We start from the raw sequence: 15,849 nt of genomic DNA on the forward strand, positions 1-15,849 counted from the left end.
GAGCGGCGGGGCGCATAATAAAAGGCATGATCGAAAGCCGGAGCCGCCGCTCGCTCGTCCCTGCGGTCGCTTCGCTGGTCGCCGTGTGCTGCGGGCCGCTCGCGCCGCACGCCGCCGCGAGCCCGTCGGTCGCGCCGTCCCCCTGGTTCACCGGCTGGGTCGGCGGCGCGGCACAAGTGGTCGCGGTCACCGGCGACGACTCCGGCCAAGCGGTCGTGGAGGCGTGGGAGAAGACCGGCGGGGCCTGGACAGACACGACCAGCGACATGCCCGGCTGGATCGGCGCCGCCGGATTGACCCAGAAAGTCCAGGACGACGTGCCTGCGACCCCTGTCGGCGTGTTCTCGCTGTCCGAGGCGTTCGGCACCGACGCCGCCCCGCAGACCGCGATCCCCTACCGGCAGACCGGGCCGAACGACTGGTGGGTCGGCGACGTGAAGAGCCCCCTCTACAACAGCTTCGCCACCTGCGCCCCCGGCTCCTGCTCGTTCGACGAGAAGGCGAGCGAGCAGCTCGACGACGACTCGTACTCCCTCGCCGTGGTCATCGGCGTGAACCCCCGGCGGATCCCCGGCGCGGGCAACGCGTACTTCCTGCATGTGGCGGCGGGCGCGCCGACCGAAGGCTGCGTCTCGATGGAGAAAGCAGACTTGCGCGGAATCCTCACGTGGCTGCGGCCCGGCGCGGTCATCGCCGTGCGCCAGGGGACTGCCACCCCGCCCGGCCCCGCCTCGGATGTCGAAGCCTGAGCCGAACAGGCCCGAAGAGACTGAAAAAGGCCGAGCCCCCGACGCGATGTCGGGGGCTCGGCCTTTTTCGAAACTAAGTCTGTCCAGGGGCTAGCTCTATGAAAGCTCGCTCTGGTCGGACCGCGAGGCGGTTACGAGGCGTGGGGAAGGTCCTGCTGGTCGATCGCCGACAGGATGTCGTCCGTGCTGCCCTGGTGCTCGTCGCACAGGCCAGTGGCGAGGAACTGCGTCAGCTCGAACTCCTCCAGTTCCTCCGCGCTGCAATCGCTGAGGTCCAGATGTTGGATCTTCAGTTGACGGCTCATCTTCCCTGCTCCTTCCTTCGGTCCGGTTTGTCCTGACACGAGCAACTGTACTGCCCCCAGACCAGGAAAGAAGTGGTCTTTACCATACCCTCAGAAAGTCCTCACCAATTCTTGTGTGGAAGGCTCGGAGCATGCGATCCGTCGAAGAACACCAGCGCCGAGTCGCTGAGCTGATCCGCCCGCCGAAGTCCCTCCCGCTGCGGCTCGACTTGGCGCTCGGGCGCGTGCTCGCCGAGGACGTCGTCGCCCCGATACCCCTTCCGACCTTTGATAATTCCGCGATGGACGGATACGCGGTCCGCGCAAGGGACTTCGCGGAGGCGAGCGAAGAGCGTCCGGTCTTCCTCCCCGTCGCCGCCGACATCCCGGCGGGCAGCGTCGCGAGCGTCCCGCTCGCGCCTCAGAGTGTCCACAGAATTATGACAGGGGCATGCCTGCCGCAGGGCGCGGACGCGATCCTCCCCTTCGAATCCACCGACCGGGGGGACGAGTTCGTGCGCGCCCACGCGCCGACCTCCCCCGGCGCGCATATCCGCAGAACCGGGGAAGACCTCGAACTGGGCGGGGTCGCGCTGCGCGCGGGCGTCCGGTTGCGCGCCCCGCAGATCGGGCTCCTCGCGGCGCTCGGCTTCGCCCGGGCCCCGGTCTTCACGCCGGTGCAGGTGCTCGTCCTCTCCACCGGCTCCGAGCTCACCGCGCCGGGGCAGCCGCTCGCGCCGGGGCGGATCTACGAGTCCAACGCGCCCATGCTCGCCGCCGCCGTCGAGGAGATCGGCGGGATCGCGCACCAGCTCCGCTTCGTCCCCGACGACGTCGCGGAGCTGCGCGCCCGGATCGACCAGGCGCTCGCCGAGCTGGGCGAGATGGACCTCGTCCTCACCTCCGGCGGGGTGTCGGCGGGCGAGTACGAGGTGGTCAAGCAGGCGTTCTCCGGCGGCGAGGCCGAGTTCGGCAATGTTGAGTTCGGCAAAGTCGAATTCGTCTCGGTCGCCATGCAGCCCGGCAAACCGCAGGGCTGCGGCTTCTACCGCTCCGGCGACGGCCAATCCGTCCCCATCGTGGCCCTGCCGGGGAACCCGGTCTCCGCCCAAGTCTCCTTCGAGGTGTTCCTGCGCGAGCCGCTCGCCGCCGCCATGGGCCGCCCCCCGCAGCCCCGGCTGCGGGTCCCGCTCGCCGAGCCGGTGCTGCGCTCCCCCTCGGGCAAACGGCAGTTCCTGCGCGCGGTGCTCGCCGAGGACCGCGCGAGCGTGTCGCCGTTCGGCCCGCCCGGCTCGCACTTCCTGCGCTCGATGGCCTTGTCGAACTGCCTCGTGGACATCCCCGCCGACGTCGTCTCGCTCCCCGAGGGCGCGGAAGTCGACGTCTGGGATCTGAGCTAACTCCGCGCCGCCGACGCGCCGTATGATTGCTCACCATGGCATTACCCCCTCATCCGGCGGGCGCGTCCGGGCCCAAGGCCGAGGCTGAGCGCTTTCTCGACCTGGTCAAGACCACGCTGCCGCAGCCGCACCCCGCAGGCTACCCGTTCATCGTCGGCGGGCTGGGCGCCGCAGGCCTCGGCCTCCTCCTCCCCGGACGGCTCGGGCGGGCGCTGCGCGCAGGCGGGCTCTCCGCCGCAACCGCGTGCGCGGTGTTCTTCCGCAACCCGGCCCGCGTCGCCCCCGACGACCAAGCCGTCGTCGTCTCCCCCGCCGACGGGCGCGTCAGCCTCGTGGACACGGCCGCGCCGCCCGCCGAGCTCGGCCTCGGCGACGAGCCGCTGCCCCGCGTGAGCATCTTCCTGTCGGTCTTCGACGTGCACGTGCAGCACGCGCCCGTGTCCGGCAAGGTGCTCGCGTCCGAGTACCGGCCCGGCACGTTCACCTCCGCCGAGCGCCCGGAAGCCTCCGAGCGCAACGAGCGCCAGAGCATCGTGGTCCAGGAGTCCGCGACCGGCAAGGCCCTGGTCGTCACCCAGATCGCCGGCCTGTTGGCCCGCCGCATCGTCTGCGAGGCCGCAGCAGGCAGCGACCTGCGCCGGGGCGAGGTGTACGGCCTCATCCGGTTCGGCTCGCGCGTGGACGTGTACCTGCCCGCAGGGACCAAGCAGCTCGTGAAGGCCGGCCAACGCGCGGTCGCGGGCGAGACCGCCCTGGCCACGCTCGCGGCGCCCGCCCCGGCGCGCCGCAGGAGCTCCCGGTGAGCGCCTCCGCCTCCCGCCCGCTGCGCCCCGGCGTGCGCCTGCTGCCCAGCGTGATGACCGTGTCGGCGATCTGCCTCGGCCTGTCCGCCGCGAAATTCGCCATGGACGGGCGGATCGAGGTGGCGCTGCCGCTCATCGCCGCCGCCGCCGTGCTCGACGGGCTGGACGGGCGCGTCGCGCGCCTCTTGGACGCCACCAGCAAGATGGGCGCCGAGCTGGACTCGCTCGCCGACGCCCTGAACTTCGGAGTCTCCCCCGCGCTGGTCATCTACATCGCGCTGCTCAAAGACGCCAAGGCCCCGCACTGGAACTCCGCCATCGGGTGGATCGCCGTGCTCCTGTTCGTCGTGTGCGCGGTGCTGCGCCTCGCGAGGTTCAACACGCTCACCGACGAGCCGGACCGGCCCTCCTACGCCAAGGAGTACTTCGTCGGCGTCCCCACCCCCGCCGGGGCGCTCACCGCCTGCGCCCCCATCGCCGCACTGCTCGAATGGCACCAGGGCTGGTGGCTCAACCCGTTCCTGGTGTCCGCGTGGGTCATGTTCGTCGGCTTCTTGATGATCAGCCGCGTCCCCACGCTCGCGCTCAAGACCGTGTCCGTGCCGCCGCGCCTCGCCGCGCTGCTCCTCGTCTCCAGCGCCGCCGCCGTCGCCGCGCTCATCGCCGCCCCCTACGCGTTCCTCATCGTGCTGATCCTCGCGTACGTCGCGCACATCCCCTTCGCGTGGCGCAGCTGGCACTGGGTCTCATCCCGCCCCGAGACCTGGGAGCTGCGCGCCCCGCAGCGCCGCGCCATGCGCCGCGCCGAATCCCCCCGCCCCCGAGTCCGCGCGGTGCTCAGGCCCCGCTCAGCGCGACGTTTGGGGCTGCGACGGCCGAAGAGTTAGAGGGCGGCGAAATCCCGTGTCAAATCTAGAATCCTCCACCCACATACGCCTGGCCAGATGCCTCATAGCCCCTCTTCGAGATGTACGTTGAAATCTTCCGCTATAAACTCATAGCAACCATCATTGACTTCATCACGTATATAAATTATAAAATGCCTACACCGAGCAGGATTAGCGGCATTCGGATAAAAAAGTTCGTCTCTCGCCACCTTCAGCCTGTTAATCTCCTCAAGCCAGGGAGAACCAAAAACCTCGAACAAAACTTGCGCTCGGCCAGGAAAATGATACTCGGCACAAACATATTCCGATCTATAGGAATAGGCTTGCGCACCAGAAAAATCTACGACTTCTCGGAACAGCTCTGTAGCACTACTGCTCGAAATTATCGTGAGAGACACTCCCGAATCGTCACTTTTAAGCACGGCCTCCCGAAAATAGGCACTACCCCGAGACCGAAACTCGTGTAGCAGACGGAATTCTCTTCGAGGAATTATCTCACCGCCATCGCCAGAATCCATATCCATCACCTCCCCCTGCCGTGATGCCGAGGATACCCCCGAGAGGACGGGGAAGATGTACCATGCGGATATATGCCGTCCTCTTTCATCCTATCCACAAGATCGTTGACCCGTTTGGGGATACCCGTCTGATCAATTACTTTCCACACAGATCGAGGAATGCCGGCACGAGTCAATGCCGTAGCGGATCTTGTATTATCGATAAGAGTCCTTCCCTCGTGCACGATAACCCCGATGGGAACCCCCTCCGGGGAGATCTTTCCGCTTCTCAAATCACGCACCAAACTATTTATGTCAAAGTATTTTGATTCGCCATCGAGTCCGAATTTATTCCGCGCGCTAAAAGTTTCACGATAAGAAGACTGCGTGTAGGTTGCTCCTTCGATATCCGGCCCACAATCCCCCTTCAACCCCAACGGGTCGATCCACATCGTCGGATCGTGCGGATAGGAGTGCTGGTTCGGCGCGGGCGAGAGCCCGAGCGGGTCCGGCGAGACGTAGCGGGCGGCGCGGGGGTCGTAGTACCGGTGGTAGTTGTAGTGCAGCCCGGTCTCGGCGTCGTAGTACTGGCCGGGGAAGCGCAACGGGCAGGTCTGCGTGGTGCGCGGGTCCCACTCGGTCTGCCCGTAGAGCGTGGTGCGGGTCGCCCCGGCGAGGCTGTTCGCGGCCACGTCCCACAGCTCGGCGGGAGTCCCCACGAGGTCGGTGACGATGGCGTAGAACTTGCGGTCCACCACGCCGCGCTCGTCCTCTTCCGTCTTCACCTGCGCGTATGGTTTGAAGCCGTCCAGCTCCTCGTAGGCGAAGGTGGTGCTCTCGGCGCCCGCGAGCCAGTTGCCGCCGTTCGGCGTGGTCGCCTCGACGACTCGCGTGCCGTCCCAGAAGAACAGGGTCTCCGAGATCCCGGTCTTGCCGTCCGCCGCGAACTGCCGCTTGCCGATCCGCCGCCCGAGCCCGTCGTAGCTGTAGCGCCACACGGTCTTGTCCGGGGTGACGACCTCGCGCAGCCGGTCGTACGCGTCCCACCTGTACCGCCACACGTCCGGGCCACGGTCGGGCCGGGCCACGGTCGTCTGTGTCAGCCGCCCGTCCGCGTCGTACTCGTAGCGCGAACGCCCCGCGCGCACGAGCAGCGTCCCCCGGTACTCGGCGGCGAGCCCGCCAGGCAGCACCGCTGGCTCGGCAGGGCCGGACGCCGCCTCGGGGAAGGCTGTGACGTTGTCCGAGCCGTCGTACCCGTACTCCTCGCGCCACGCGCCCTGCGGCCCCTCGCCGTGGGCTGCGGTGATCCGGTCCCGCTCGTCGAACTCGAATTGGACCGGGCCGCGCAGCGTGTCCCGCACGCCGGTCAGCTTGCCCGCCGGGTCGTAGGCCCAGTCCTTGGCGACCATGTCCGCGTTCCACAGGCCGTCGCCGAGCGGGTCGCGCACCACGCGCTGGTTCGTCATCCGGCCCGCGCGGTCGAAGTCCCGGCCCACTCGCATCCGGCCGCCGTGCTCGAGCCAGGCGGCCCGGCCCAGCTGGTCCCGGTACACCCTCGTGAACTGCCCGGCCGTGCGCTGCCCGACGACGTCGCCCGCCGCGTCGTACTCGTACTCGGTCGCCACCCCGGCGGGGGTGGTCATCGAGACGCGCCTGCCCGCCGCGTCGTAGGCGAACCGCAGCCGCTGCCCGCCGACCCGCTCCTCCGTCACCCGCCCGGCGACGTCCCGCTTCCAGACGACTTCGCCGCCGGGGCCGCCGCTCTCCAGCAGCCTGCCCGCCGCGTCGTAGGCGAACCGGGTCGTCTCGCCCTCGTCGGTGGTCTCCGCGACGACGTTGCCGAGCTGGTCGTACTCGAACGCGACCCACTGCCCGCCCGCGTTCGTCCGCCGAGCCACCCGGCCCATCGAGTCCCGCTCGTAGCGGACCTCGCGCCCGTTGAAGTCCGTCTCCCGCACGAGCCCGCCCGCCGCGTCGTACACGTAGGACCAGACCATCCCGGCGGGGTTGACCACCTTCGTGACCCGCAGCTCGGGGTCCCAGTCGTACTCCGTGCGCGAGCCGTCGGCCTCGACGGTGGCGCGCACCTGGTCGAACTCCCGGTACTCCGCGCGTTTGCGGTTGCCCAGCTCGTCCGTCACCGCGAGGAGGTTGCCTTCGGTGTCGTACTCCCACCTGCGGACGCCGCCGTCCGGGTTCGTCCGGGTCAGCGGGTCGCCCGAGACCGTCCAAGCCAGCGCGGTCGCCGCGCCGTCCGGGGCGACGACTTTCCGAACCCGCCCGAACAGGTCCCGCTCCCAGCGCGTGACGTGCTGGTTCGGGTCGGTCACCGACAGCGGCAGGCCGGCCGCGTCCACCGACACATGCGTGGTGTTGCCGAGCGGATCGGTCACCGCGACGACCGCGCCGGTCGTCCCGCGCGCCACCCGCGTGGTCGCGCCGGTCGGATCCGTCACCGCGACGACCGCCCCGAACTCGTCGTGCTCGTAGGCGGTCGCGGCTCCGTCGAAGTCCACGAACCGCGAGACCAGGCCCGGCGACGCGTACTCGAACGAGGCGCTCCGCCCGTCCGGCCGGGTGATCGTCGCGACGTCCCCGTCGTCGGTGTACGTCCACTCGGTGCGCCCGCCGTCCGGGCCGGTCCTGGAGAGCAGCTGCGCGGATTTGCTCCACCGCATCCGCGTGGTGTTCCCGATCGGGTCGGTCTCCGCGACGATGAGCGAACGGCTGTCCGCCTCGTACCGCGTGCTCGCGCCCGCGAAGTTCGTGAAGGTCGTGGCGCTGCCGCCGTTCGGCAGGTCCTCGTACGCGTAGGTGTACTCGAACACGCCGTTCGTGCCGACTTGGTGCACGCATCGGTTCCGCTCGTCGTAGCGGTAGTCGTAGGCGATCCCGTTGCTGTCCCGCCAGCGGGTGATGCGCCCCGCTCCGTCGTAGGAGTACTCCACCTTCGAATCCGGGCCGCTGCCGAATCCGACAAGGTTCCCCGCCGCGTCGTAGTCGAAGCTCTTCACCGGGATCACGCCCGGCCTGGAGACCGCGTAGCCCGCAGCCGACTGCAGCTCCGTCGCGGACATGAGCGAGAGGCCAGTGACCAGCCCGTTAGCGCTGTCCACGAGCACGACAGAGCCGCTGGAATGCTCCACCCGCGTCGGCGTGCCCGCCTCGTCGTAGCGGAACCGGGCCCAGTTGCCGCGCGCGTCCCGGATCTCCCGAACCGGCACTTCGGCCGCGCCCGCCCCCTCCTCCGGCGCCCGCGCGGGCGCCGGGGAGAAACGCTTCACTTCGCCCGTCTTAGGATCGGCCAGCTCGTAGCTCGACCCCGCCTGGTCGAGCCGCAGCAGCCATTCGGGCCCGCGCGAGGCGGCGATCGGCTCGCCCGAGACAGGCGGATGCCCGAACTCCTGGAGCACCCCGTCCTCCCAGACCACCACCACGCCCTTGTGGTCCACTTCGAGGCGCTGGTCCAACGTCGAGAACCAGCGCGGGCCGAACAGCCTGCCCGCGGTGAAGAAGGACTGGTACCGCCGTGCGAGCCGCAGCGGGAACACGCCCGGCAGCTCCACGTCCACGTCGTTCAGCATCACCTCGCCGGTGGCCATGTCCACCGGGTCGTTCCCGAAGAGCTTGCACATGACTTTCCGCCATGAGTTGCCCGCGCCCTCCAACGCGTCGCGGGCCGCTTCCTTTTCCCCCTTCAAGCCCGCCTTCGCGGCGTTCTTGAGCGATTTGAGGCCCTGGTTCGCCTCCTTCCCCGCCTGGCGCAGCAAATCTTTCCCGCCATGGCGCAGCTTCGCGAGGATCTTCTGCAGCACCTTGCGCGCCTGGTTCATGGCGCTGCGCTCGACCTTTTGCACGACCTTCTGCACGAGCCGCCGGAGCACGCCCGCGACGATCTCGGCCTCCGCCGCCGTCGCGGCGGTCTCCGCGACCACCGCCGCCTGGGCGGCCACCTCCGAGGCTCCGAACGTCTCGACCGCGCCCGCCGCGCCTTCCGCCTCGGTCATCGCGATCTCGGCGATGAGCTGCACGATCATCTCGACAAGCTCGACGCGTGTGATGACAAGGTTCGCGGCGTACTCCGTGCAGGACTCCGCCATCAGGCCGAACACGACCGCGAGCTCGATATAGGACTCGTGCAGCTCCTGCAAGTGCTCCACAGCGGTCGCGACCTCCGGGGACTGCTGCGCCTGGACCCGGCTGATCGCGCCGGGGATGTCGCCGCCGATCGAGACCAGCTCGGCCGCGGCCTCGCCCCACGCGAAGGCGGCCTCGCCCAGTTTGACGACGCCGCCGTTCGGCCACAGGAAGTCGATGAGGTCCTTGATCAGCTCCCAGCCGAACGGCTCGGGCTCGCCGCCGTTCTCGATCGAGGTCGGCAACTGCGGCGGGGACGTCGACTCGGCCACCGACGGCGCGCCGGGGAACGAGTCGTCCCCGCCGCCAATGGTCGCCGACGCGTCGCCAGTGGTGTGGTTCAAGCCATTGAAATGCAGGAGGGAGGCCTTGTTCGCCGACCCGTCGGCCAGCGCGGCCAAGCCCGCCATGGCGTCTTTCGCGCCGTCGTCGTACCCGTGGCCCCAGTCCTCGCCCGCGCCGTCGTTCCCGGCCATGCCCGCGCAGCCCTGCAGCTTCCCCGCCAGGCTCGACATCAGCTGCGTCGTCCTGGTGTGGACGCCTTCCAAGGCTTTCGCCGCCGTGGCGAACGCGTCCGGGTCGATCTGGAGCACTGTCATGCCCGGACCCCCGTCGTCCCGATTCCCGTCCGCAAAGCCACGTCGGGCCTACCCCCACATCTTCGTGTTCGTCTCGACGGCCCTGCTGTAGTCGCCGTGTGCCTTCTCCGCGAGCGATTTGAGCTCCTTGAGCGCGTCGTGCATCTCTTGCGCGCCCTGCTTCCACTGCTCGTGCTCGCCCCGGTGCGCGTCCGCCGCGCCGCCGGTCCACGTCTGGTGCAGCGCCGACACTTTCGCGTCGATCTCCGCGCAGGCCTCCTCCGCCCGCTGGCCGATCTCCTGCATGCGGGCGACCTTCGCGAGCAAGCCTTCGAGGTCGATTTTGAACTTCCCGCCCACGGCTACGCCCCGGCTCCCGGGATCGACTGGCCGACCTGGCGCAGCGCCGCCTGGTTGGCCTCTTCCATGGACGCGTACTCTTTGGCCGACTCGCTGACGCGCTCGCCGAGCGAGGTCAGCCACGTGTGGAGTTTCTGCGCGCCGTCGAACCATTCCTCGAAGCCCGCGCGGAACTTGTCCGAGGCCTGGCCCTGCCAGTTGGAGCTCAAAAATTCCGAGATCTCCGACGACAGCTGCTGTGCCTCCCTGCCCAGTTGCTCCGCCGTCTCTTGAGCGTGCGCCGCAACCGCCTCCAGGTCGGCCCCAGTCACACTCATAGGACTCGACATGCGAAGATCGTACCCACCTGCCCCTGGCCGCGCAAGGAGAACCGTGACCGAGCCCGACTACTCCAAACTGGAAGAAGCGCGTGCCAAAGCCGCAGAGATCCGGGCCAAGGGGCACCGCTCGGCGGAGAAGATGGCCCTGGTCCGCGGCAAGGCCACAAGCGCGGACGGGTCGGTCGTCGTCGAGGTCAACGCCTCGGGCCAGCTCACCGATCTGCGGCTCGCCGACAAAGCCCTCGCCCTCGGAGCCGCCCGCCTCGCGCATCAGATCCGCGCCACCGCGATCGCCGCGACCCAGAACACCGCAGAAGCGCGCGCCGAGGCGCTGGCCGAGCTCACCGAGGGGATGGCGGACAGCGAACGGCTTGCCCGGTTCCGCGAGTTCATCCCGCCGCTGCCGTCGCTCGGCCCGCCGGGCTCAGAGCACCCGGACACGACCGGCGCGGGCAGCGCCGAAGCAGAGGACGAGCACTGGGACACCGGCCAGGACCGGTTCGTCCATCGCGACGACGAGGAGTGAAGCCCGGAGCTTACGGGCGCTCGACGGCTGCCGGGTCCAGCTCGCCGAGGAACGGCAGGTCCCGGTAGCGCTCGTCGAAGTCGAGGCCGTAGCCGACCACGAAGACGTTGGGGATGTCGAAGCCGACGTAGTCCAGGTTGACGGGGGCCTGCTGGGCCTCCGGCTTGCGCAGCAAGGAGCACACTTCGAGCGACTTGGGCTCGCGGGCGGAGAGGTGGCGCAGCAGCCAGGAGAGCGTGAGGCCCGAGTCCACGACGTCCTCCACCACGAGCACGTCCCGGCCCCGGATGTCGCGGTCGAGGTCTTTGACGATCCGCACCACGCCGGAGGACTTCGTGGCCGCCCCGTAGGAGCTCACCACCATGAACTCCAACTGGGAGGGGATCGGCAGCGCCCGCGCGAGGTCGGCGGTGAACATGACCGCTCCCTTGAGGACCGTCACGAGCAGCAGGTCTTCCGAACGGGGCTGCCCCGGGTGGAACGGGTGGTTCGCCGCGATCTGCTGCGCGAGCTCCACCGTGCGGGCCGCGATCTCCTCTTCGGTCAACACGACCGAGAGCAGGTCGGCGTCGTGCCAACGCGCTTGCTCGGCTGTTGCGGCAGCGGCCGGCTCGTTCATGCATGCCCTCCTGCGGACGTTTTACTCGACAACGAGTCTGAGAGTGCCATACTCGCGCCGCACCATCAACCGGCGCCCTGCTTTCCATCCCTCTGCCGCCGCCTGCGCGGCGGGCACCGCCACCGCCCCTTGCCCCCGCCACGCCGACACCAGCTCGTCCACCGCCCGGATCTGCGTCTCGGCCAACGACTGGGCGCCGTTGCCGAGGAGCCACAGCCGCAGCACCCGCCGCCGCACCGGCGCGGGCAGGCCCGCGACGCCGCCGACTGCGAGCTGCGGCCCTGCGAGCGGCGCGTACGCCGCTTCGGCGGTCTCGTCGAGCAGGCCGTTGTCCGCGCGCACCGCGTCCGCCGTCCGCGCCAGCGCCTCCGCGACGCCGCCCTGGAGCACGTCTTCGAGCAGCGGCAGCACCTCCGCGCGCAGCCTCGCCCTGGCGAATCGGGGATCTGTGTTCATCGGGTCCTCGTGCGGCTCGATCCCCAGCTCTGCGCACACGCCCCTGGTGGTCGCGCGGCGCACGCCGAGCAGCGGGCGGCCCCACGGGTCGTCCCAGGCCCGCATGCCTTGGATCGAGCGGGGCCCGGAGCCTCGGCCGAGGCCGAGGAGCACGGTCTCGGCCTGGTCGTCGAGGGTGTGGGCGAGCAGCACCGGGGAGTCCTCGCCCGCGCGGCGCAACGCGGCCTGGCGCGCGGCCCTGGCGGCGGCCTCCAACCCGCCCGGCCCGTCGGCTGAGACGCGCAGCACGCGCGCGCTCGCGCAACCGAGGCCGAGCGCCTGCCGCGCCGCGCGGTCCGCGGTCTCGCCGGAGCCTGGCTGCAACCCGTGGTCGACGACCAGCGCGCCCGCCGAGGGGCGCTCCATCGCGAGCGCCGCCGTCAGCGCCAGCGAGTCCGCCCCGCCGGAAAGCGCGACGAACACCGCCCGGTCCCCTGGGGTGTGCGCGGCGAGCCAATCCCGGACAGCCTTGCGGACCTCCCACAGAGCGGGCCCGCTCACCGGCAGCCGCATCCCCTGAGCGCCGAGGCGAGCGCGTCCAGCGCGGCCCTGGTGTCCCAGGTCGCGCCGTCGTTGGACAGGAACGCGAACACCAGCATCCGCCCGTCCTGGTCCGCCGTCGCGCCCGCGAGCGTCGCAACGTTGTCGAGCGAGCCGGTCTTCGCCCGCACCCAGCCCGCTCCCGCCATCTCCTGCCCGCTGACCAGGTCGCTGAAGCGCTCGTACAGGGTGCCGGTCGCGGCGGCGACCGGGAGCAGGTCGAGGAGCGGGCGGAGCGCTCCGGCGGGGTTCGTCGCCAGGACGAGCATCCGCGCCAACGTCTCGGCCGAGACGTGGTCGTCCAAGGAGAGCCCGTTGGAGTCGAGGCGCTGCGACGAGGAGATGTCCACGCCCGCCTTCGCGAGCACTTCCCGCTCGGCCTGCACCGCGCCGACGAAGGAGGCGGGCTTGCCCGCCCCGCGCGCCACTTCCCGGCCCACCGCTTCGGCGAGAACGTTGTCGGAGGCGAGCATGAGCTGCAGAATCCGCTCCCGCAGCGGGGCCGACACGACCTCCGCCAGCTCGGCGGCTCCGGCCGGGGCCGCCCCGACCCGCGTCCGGTCCGGATCCGCGCCGAGCCGTTGCGCCAGCTCCTTGCCCGCGTCCAGCGCGGGGGTCGCCGTCCTCGGCGACTCGTCCCGGCTGCGGTCGAGCCTGCCGCCGTCGAGCATCAGGGGCTGCATCGGCGTGATGAACCCGCCCTCGATGTCGTCCGGCAGCCAGCCCTGCGCGAAGTCCGCCCCTTGGTACGCGGACTCGTCCACGAGGACCTCGTCCACCGGGCCGGGGTGGTGCTGGCGCACCTGGACGACGAGGTCGTCGAGCCGGGGCGCGTCGGGATAGAAGGTCTTCTCGTCCCCGGACGCGGCGGAGAGCGTCGGGTCCCCCGCCCCGACGACGACGACCTGGCCAGGGCTGGAGCCCGCGACGACACGAGTCGTGAGCCGGCCGTCGAGCGGCAAGCTCGCGACGGCCGCCGCCGCTGTGACCAGTTTCATGGTCGAGGCCGGGGTCATCGCCTTCCCCGCGTCCCGTTGCCACAGCACCTGGCCGCTCGTCCCGTCCAGCACCACGCCGGAGAACCGCGCCAGCGCGGGGTTCTCGCCGAGCGGGTCCAGCACGGCCGCGACTCCCTCGGCCGTCGGGCTGGGCGCGTCCGGCGGCACGGGCCGGATCTGCGGCTGGAGCACGACAAGCGGCGGCGAGTCCGACGCGGAAGCCGCTTTCGCGTTCGCCGACTCGTACGCCTGGAACCCCCATGCCCCCGCGCCGCCGACCACGAGGGCCGCCGCGATCGCGACCGCCCACAAGCGCCGAGCGGCCCGTTTTGGACGAGAGGAGCCAGAGGCCTGTTGTCGAGCCATGCCTCACACAGTAACGCGGTTCGCGTTGGCGGCGCGGACCGCGCTTCGCGGGGCCGGTATTCTCGCTGCGCTAGGCATTCTCAAACCGAACAGGAAAGGTCTCAGGATGAGCGCGGAATTTGACGTGGTCGTGGAAATCCCCAAGGGCAGCCGCAACAAGTACGAGGTCGACCATGAGACCGGGCGGGTGACCCTGGACCGGTACCTGTACACCTCGTTCGGCTACCCCGCCGACTACGGCTACATCGACAACACCCTCGGCGAGGACGGCGACCCGCTCGACGCGCTCGTGCTCCTGCCGGAGTCGGTCTTCCCCGGCGTCGTCGTCCGCGCCCGCGCCGTCGCCCTGTTCAACATGACCGACGAGGCAGGCGGCGACGCGAAGGTCCTGGCGGTCCCCGCAGGCGACCCGCGTTGGGACTGGGCCAAGGACCTGACCGACGTGCCCGCGTTCGAGCTCGACGCGATCAAGCACTTCTTCTCGCACTACAAGGACCTCGAGCCGGGCAAGTCCGTGCAGGCCGCCGACTGGGCGGACCGCGCGGCGGCCGAGGCCGAGATCGAGCGCAGCTTCGAGCGGGCCAAGACCGAAGGCCACTGAGGCCCACCGCCTCCTTCCTGGAGATCCAGATGGATGCATCGCAAGGCGGCAGGCGACGACGTGTACCGAGATAGCGAGGAACGAGCGCGTACACGAGGAGCCGACAACGCAGCGAGGCGCCATCTGGGCTTCAGGAATTAATACGTTTGGCGGTCTCTTGAAATAGCTTGAGGACCAGCGCGGAGTCCGCCGCCGGGTCTTTGAACGAGAAGCTGACCGCGACCACGCGCGTCCCTTTGATCCGCGCGATATAGACGTTCTGGGTGAACCCGAGGTCCTGGCCGAAACTGGGCGAGGACGAGCCGTACAGCGCGCCGATCTTCGGGGCGAACGTGAAGACGACGCCCGCCGCCTCGCCGAAGCCGAGCTTCGGGTCGGCCGGTTTGATCGAGCCCTCCACCTGGAAATCCGAGTCGTAGCTCGTGTTCTTGGTGAACTGGAACGAGCCGCAACGCGCGGCCAACCCGCGGACCGCCTCGATCAGCGAGTCCTTCTCCGGGGCAGGCCCCACCTCCACCGTGACCGCGTGCATGTCGGTCGAGAGCGAATTCGCGACGATGTCGCCGCTGTTGCTGTTGGGGTCCGGGGCCTTCGTCCCGGTCACCGCCGGATGGTTCGGCGCCTTGTACAGGCTCTCGGGCAGCGCGCACCCCTGCGGGGGCGCGCCGAAGACGAGCTTCAGGTTCTCGACGGGCGAGGAAGAGCCTGCCGGGCCGACTCGCAGCACTTCCTGCGAGGAGACGTCCCAGCCGCCCGGAAAGTCTGCCGCCTTGGGCAGATAGCCTCGCCACCGCTCGCCCGCCCCGGAGCCGCCCCCGCCCCGCGAGCCGCCGTCCACCGCGTTCGCCGCGTTCGCCGCAACGAACAGCGCCGGGGCCGCGCAACCGGTGAGCGAGGCCGCCCCGAGCAGCACGGCGCAAGCGAGCCCCCCTCGGGTCCGACGTTTCGCCCCGGCGCCGAACAGACCGTTTCTCGAGAGCCACATGCCCGACAGGATACTCTTCACCTCAAGTACAGCCCCGTGTTACGACCACGCTAAATTTCCAGTAGAAATTGGACACGGCGCAGGATCGCGCGCGAACATAGTCATGTGTTCATGCATCAAGGCATCGGGCTTGAGGGCCTTAACACCCTTGAGCCGAAAAGCGCCGTGAGCGCTCTCTTCGAGTGTTGTCACTGTGTGGTGCTCGCGGACCGGCTGGCCAAAGGCAGGCCGTACGCGAGCCGGTCGGACCTGTTCAGCGTCGCCGACCACGAGCTCTTCTGCCTGGACGAGGACACCGTCGACCGGCTCCTCGCGACGCATCTCGGAGTCGGGGCGAGGCCGAAGAGCAAGGCCAGCGAGGGCGAGCAGTGCGCGCTCTGGGACCCCGACCACATGGTCATGGGCCGGTTGCACGCCCTCGTCGGGGAGTACGAGGCGCATTTCGGCCACTCGTTCCTCGTCTACGCGGGCGAGCACACCGCCCAAGAGATCATCGACGTGGTCGCGCAGCGGCTGCACAACGACCCGGAGACCGAACGCAAAGTGCTGCGCAACGAGCTCGCCAAGGTGCACCGGCACCGGCTTGAGCGGATGCTCGGCCCGGAAGGCGGCTACCCGCTCTGGTAGCGGCGCGCACAAGACGGCCTCGGGAGTCGGACGACCTCGGGTAAGACAGAAAAGTGCGGCGGCCCCCAGTGGGG

Annotated in this window: 15 protein-coding genes; 7 read left to right on the forward strand and 8 right to left on the reverse strand. The window is 69.7% G+C overall.

All coding sequences use genetic code 11. The features are described from left to right. The first annotated feature begins 26 nt into the window (after positions 1–26). Entirely contained in the window at positions 27–749 is a 723-nt protein-coding gene (locus tag ACRC20_RS16230) for a L,D-transpeptidase family protein (RefSeq protein ID WP_438687412.1), read from the forward strand. 131 nt (positions 750–880) lie between these two features. Here the strand turns inward: ACRC20_RS16230 and ACRC20_RS16235 are convergent, their stop codons facing one another. Then, positions 881–1,054, reverse strand: a complete 174-nt coding sequence (locus ACRC20_RS16235; protein ID WP_438687413.1) for a hypothetical protein — start codon at positions 1,052–1,054, stop codon at positions 881–883. Positions 1,055–1,185: 131 nt separating this feature from the next. Between ACRC20_RS16235 and ACRC20_RS16240 the strand changes: the two genes are divergently transcribed. Genes ACRC20_RS16240 through pssA form a run of 3 tightly spaced genes read left to right on the forward strand, consistent with a single transcriptional unit; the run spans position 1,186 to position 4,123 of the window. After that, complete coding sequence (locus ACRC20_RS16240) at positions 1,186–2,433, forward strand: molybdopterin molybdotransferase MoeA (RefSeq protein ID WP_438687414.1); 1,248 nt, start codon at positions 1,186–1,188, stop codon at positions 2,431–2,433. A gap of 35 nt (positions 2,434–2,468) precedes the next feature. Next, positions 2,469–3,236: a phosphatidylserine decarboxylase gene (locus tag ACRC20_RS16245; protein ID WP_438687415.1), complete on the forward strand. Its 768-nt coding sequence runs from the start codon at positions 2,469–2,471 to the stop codon at positions 3,234–3,236. Between the two features lie 53 nt (positions 3,237–3,289). Beyond that, positions 3,290–4,123 carry a CDP-diacylglycerol--serine O-phosphatidyltransferase gene (gene pssA, locus ACRC20_RS16250; protein ID WP_438687440.1) on the forward strand — a complete coding sequence of 278 codons (834 nt, stop codon included), beginning with the start codon at positions 3,290–3,292 and terminating at the stop codon, positions 4,121–4,123. Between the two features lie 523 nt (positions 4,124–4,646). Here the strand turns inward: pssA and ACRC20_RS16255 are convergent. From ACRC20_RS16255 to ACRC20_RS16265, 3 genes are read right to left on the reverse strand one after another with little or no spacing between them, the layout of a single operon-like run. Then, positions 4,647–9,359: a DUF6531 domain-containing protein gene (locus ACRC20_RS16255; RefSeq protein WP_438687416.1), complete on the reverse strand. Its 4,713-nt coding sequence runs from the start codon at positions 9,357–9,359 to the stop codon at positions 4,647–4,649. A gap of 48 nt (positions 9,360–9,407) precedes the next feature. Then, positions 9,408–9,698, reverse strand: a complete 291-nt coding sequence (locus tag ACRC20_RS16260) for a WXG100 family type VII secretion target (protein ID WP_438687417.1) — start codon at positions 9,696–9,698, stop codon at positions 9,408–9,410. 2 nt (positions 9,699–9,700) lie between these two features. Continuing rightward, positions 9,701–10,027: a WXG100 family type VII secretion target gene (locus ACRC20_RS16265; protein ID WP_438687418.1), complete on the reverse strand. Its 327-nt coding sequence runs from the start codon at positions 10,025–10,027 to the stop codon at positions 9,701–9,703. 43 nt (positions 10,028–10,070) lie between these two features. Here ACRC20_RS16265 and ACRC20_RS16270 point away from each other — a divergent pair, with 43 nt between their 5' ends. After that, on the forward strand, positions 10,071–10,544 hold the full coding sequence (locus ACRC20_RS16270) for a YbaB/EbfC family nucleoid-associated protein (protein WP_438687419.1): 474 nt from the start codon (positions 10,071–10,073) through the stop codon (positions 10,542–10,544). 10 nt (positions 10,545–10,554) lie between these two features. Here the strand turns inward: ACRC20_RS16270 and hpt are convergent, their stop codons facing one another. The 3 genes from hpt to dacB are packed head-to-tail and all read right to left on the reverse strand — an operon-like array spanning position 10,555 to position 13,562. Continuing rightward, positions 10,555–11,163: a hypoxanthine phosphoribosyltransferase gene (gene hpt, locus ACRC20_RS16275; RefSeq protein ID WP_438687420.1), complete on the reverse strand. Its 609-nt coding sequence runs from the start codon at positions 11,161–11,163 to the stop codon at positions 10,555–10,557. 21 nt (positions 11,164–11,184) lie between these two features. Beyond that, positions 11,185–12,171, reverse strand: a complete 987-nt coding sequence (gene tilS, locus ACRC20_RS16280; RefSeq protein ID WP_438687421.1) for a tRNA lysidine(34) synthetase TilS — start codon at positions 12,169–12,171, stop codon at positions 11,185–11,187. Further along, positions 12,156–13,562, reverse strand: coding sequence for a D-alanyl-D-alanine carboxypeptidase/D-alanyl-D-alanine endopeptidase (gene dacB / locus ACRC20_RS16285; protein ID WP_438687422.1), 1,407 nt, complete (start codon positions 13,560–13,562; stop codon positions 12,156–12,158). The genes tilS and dacB overlap by 16 nt, the downstream gene beginning before the upstream one ends. Before the next feature lie 106 nt (positions 13,563–13,668). Between dacB and ACRC20_RS16290 the strand changes: the two genes are divergently transcribed. Continuing rightward, positions 13,669–14,163, forward strand: a complete 495-nt coding sequence (locus ACRC20_RS16290; protein WP_438687423.1) for an inorganic diphosphatase — start codon at positions 13,669–13,671, stop codon at positions 14,161–14,163. 130 nt (positions 14,164–14,293) lie between these two features. On the opposite strand, the gene ACRC20_RS16295 is transcribed toward ACRC20_RS16290, so the two are convergent. Beyond that, a complete protein-coding gene (locus ACRC20_RS16295; RefSeq protein ID WP_438687424.1) occupies positions 14,294–15,148 on the reverse strand; it encodes a hypothetical protein in 855 nt (284 codons plus the stop codon). 111 nt (positions 15,149–15,259) lie between these two features. Between ACRC20_RS16295 and ACRC20_RS16300 the strand changes: the two genes are divergently transcribed. Further along, the gene (locus ACRC20_RS16300; RefSeq protein WP_438687441.1) at positions 15,260–15,775 is read left to right on the forward strand and encodes a 2-oxo-4-hydroxy-4-carboxy-5-ureidoimidazoline decarboxylase; all 516 of its coding nucleotides are present in this window, start codon (positions 15,260–15,262) and stop codon (positions 15,773–15,775) included. Positions 15,776–15,849: the final 74 nt, after the last annotated feature.

Origin of the sequence: Segniliparus sp., from assembly GCF_051660745.1 — a bacterium.
In the GTDB taxonomy this organism is placed as follows: domain Bacteria; phylum Actinomycetota; class Actinomycetes; order Mycobacteriales; family Mycobacteriaceae; genus Segniliparus.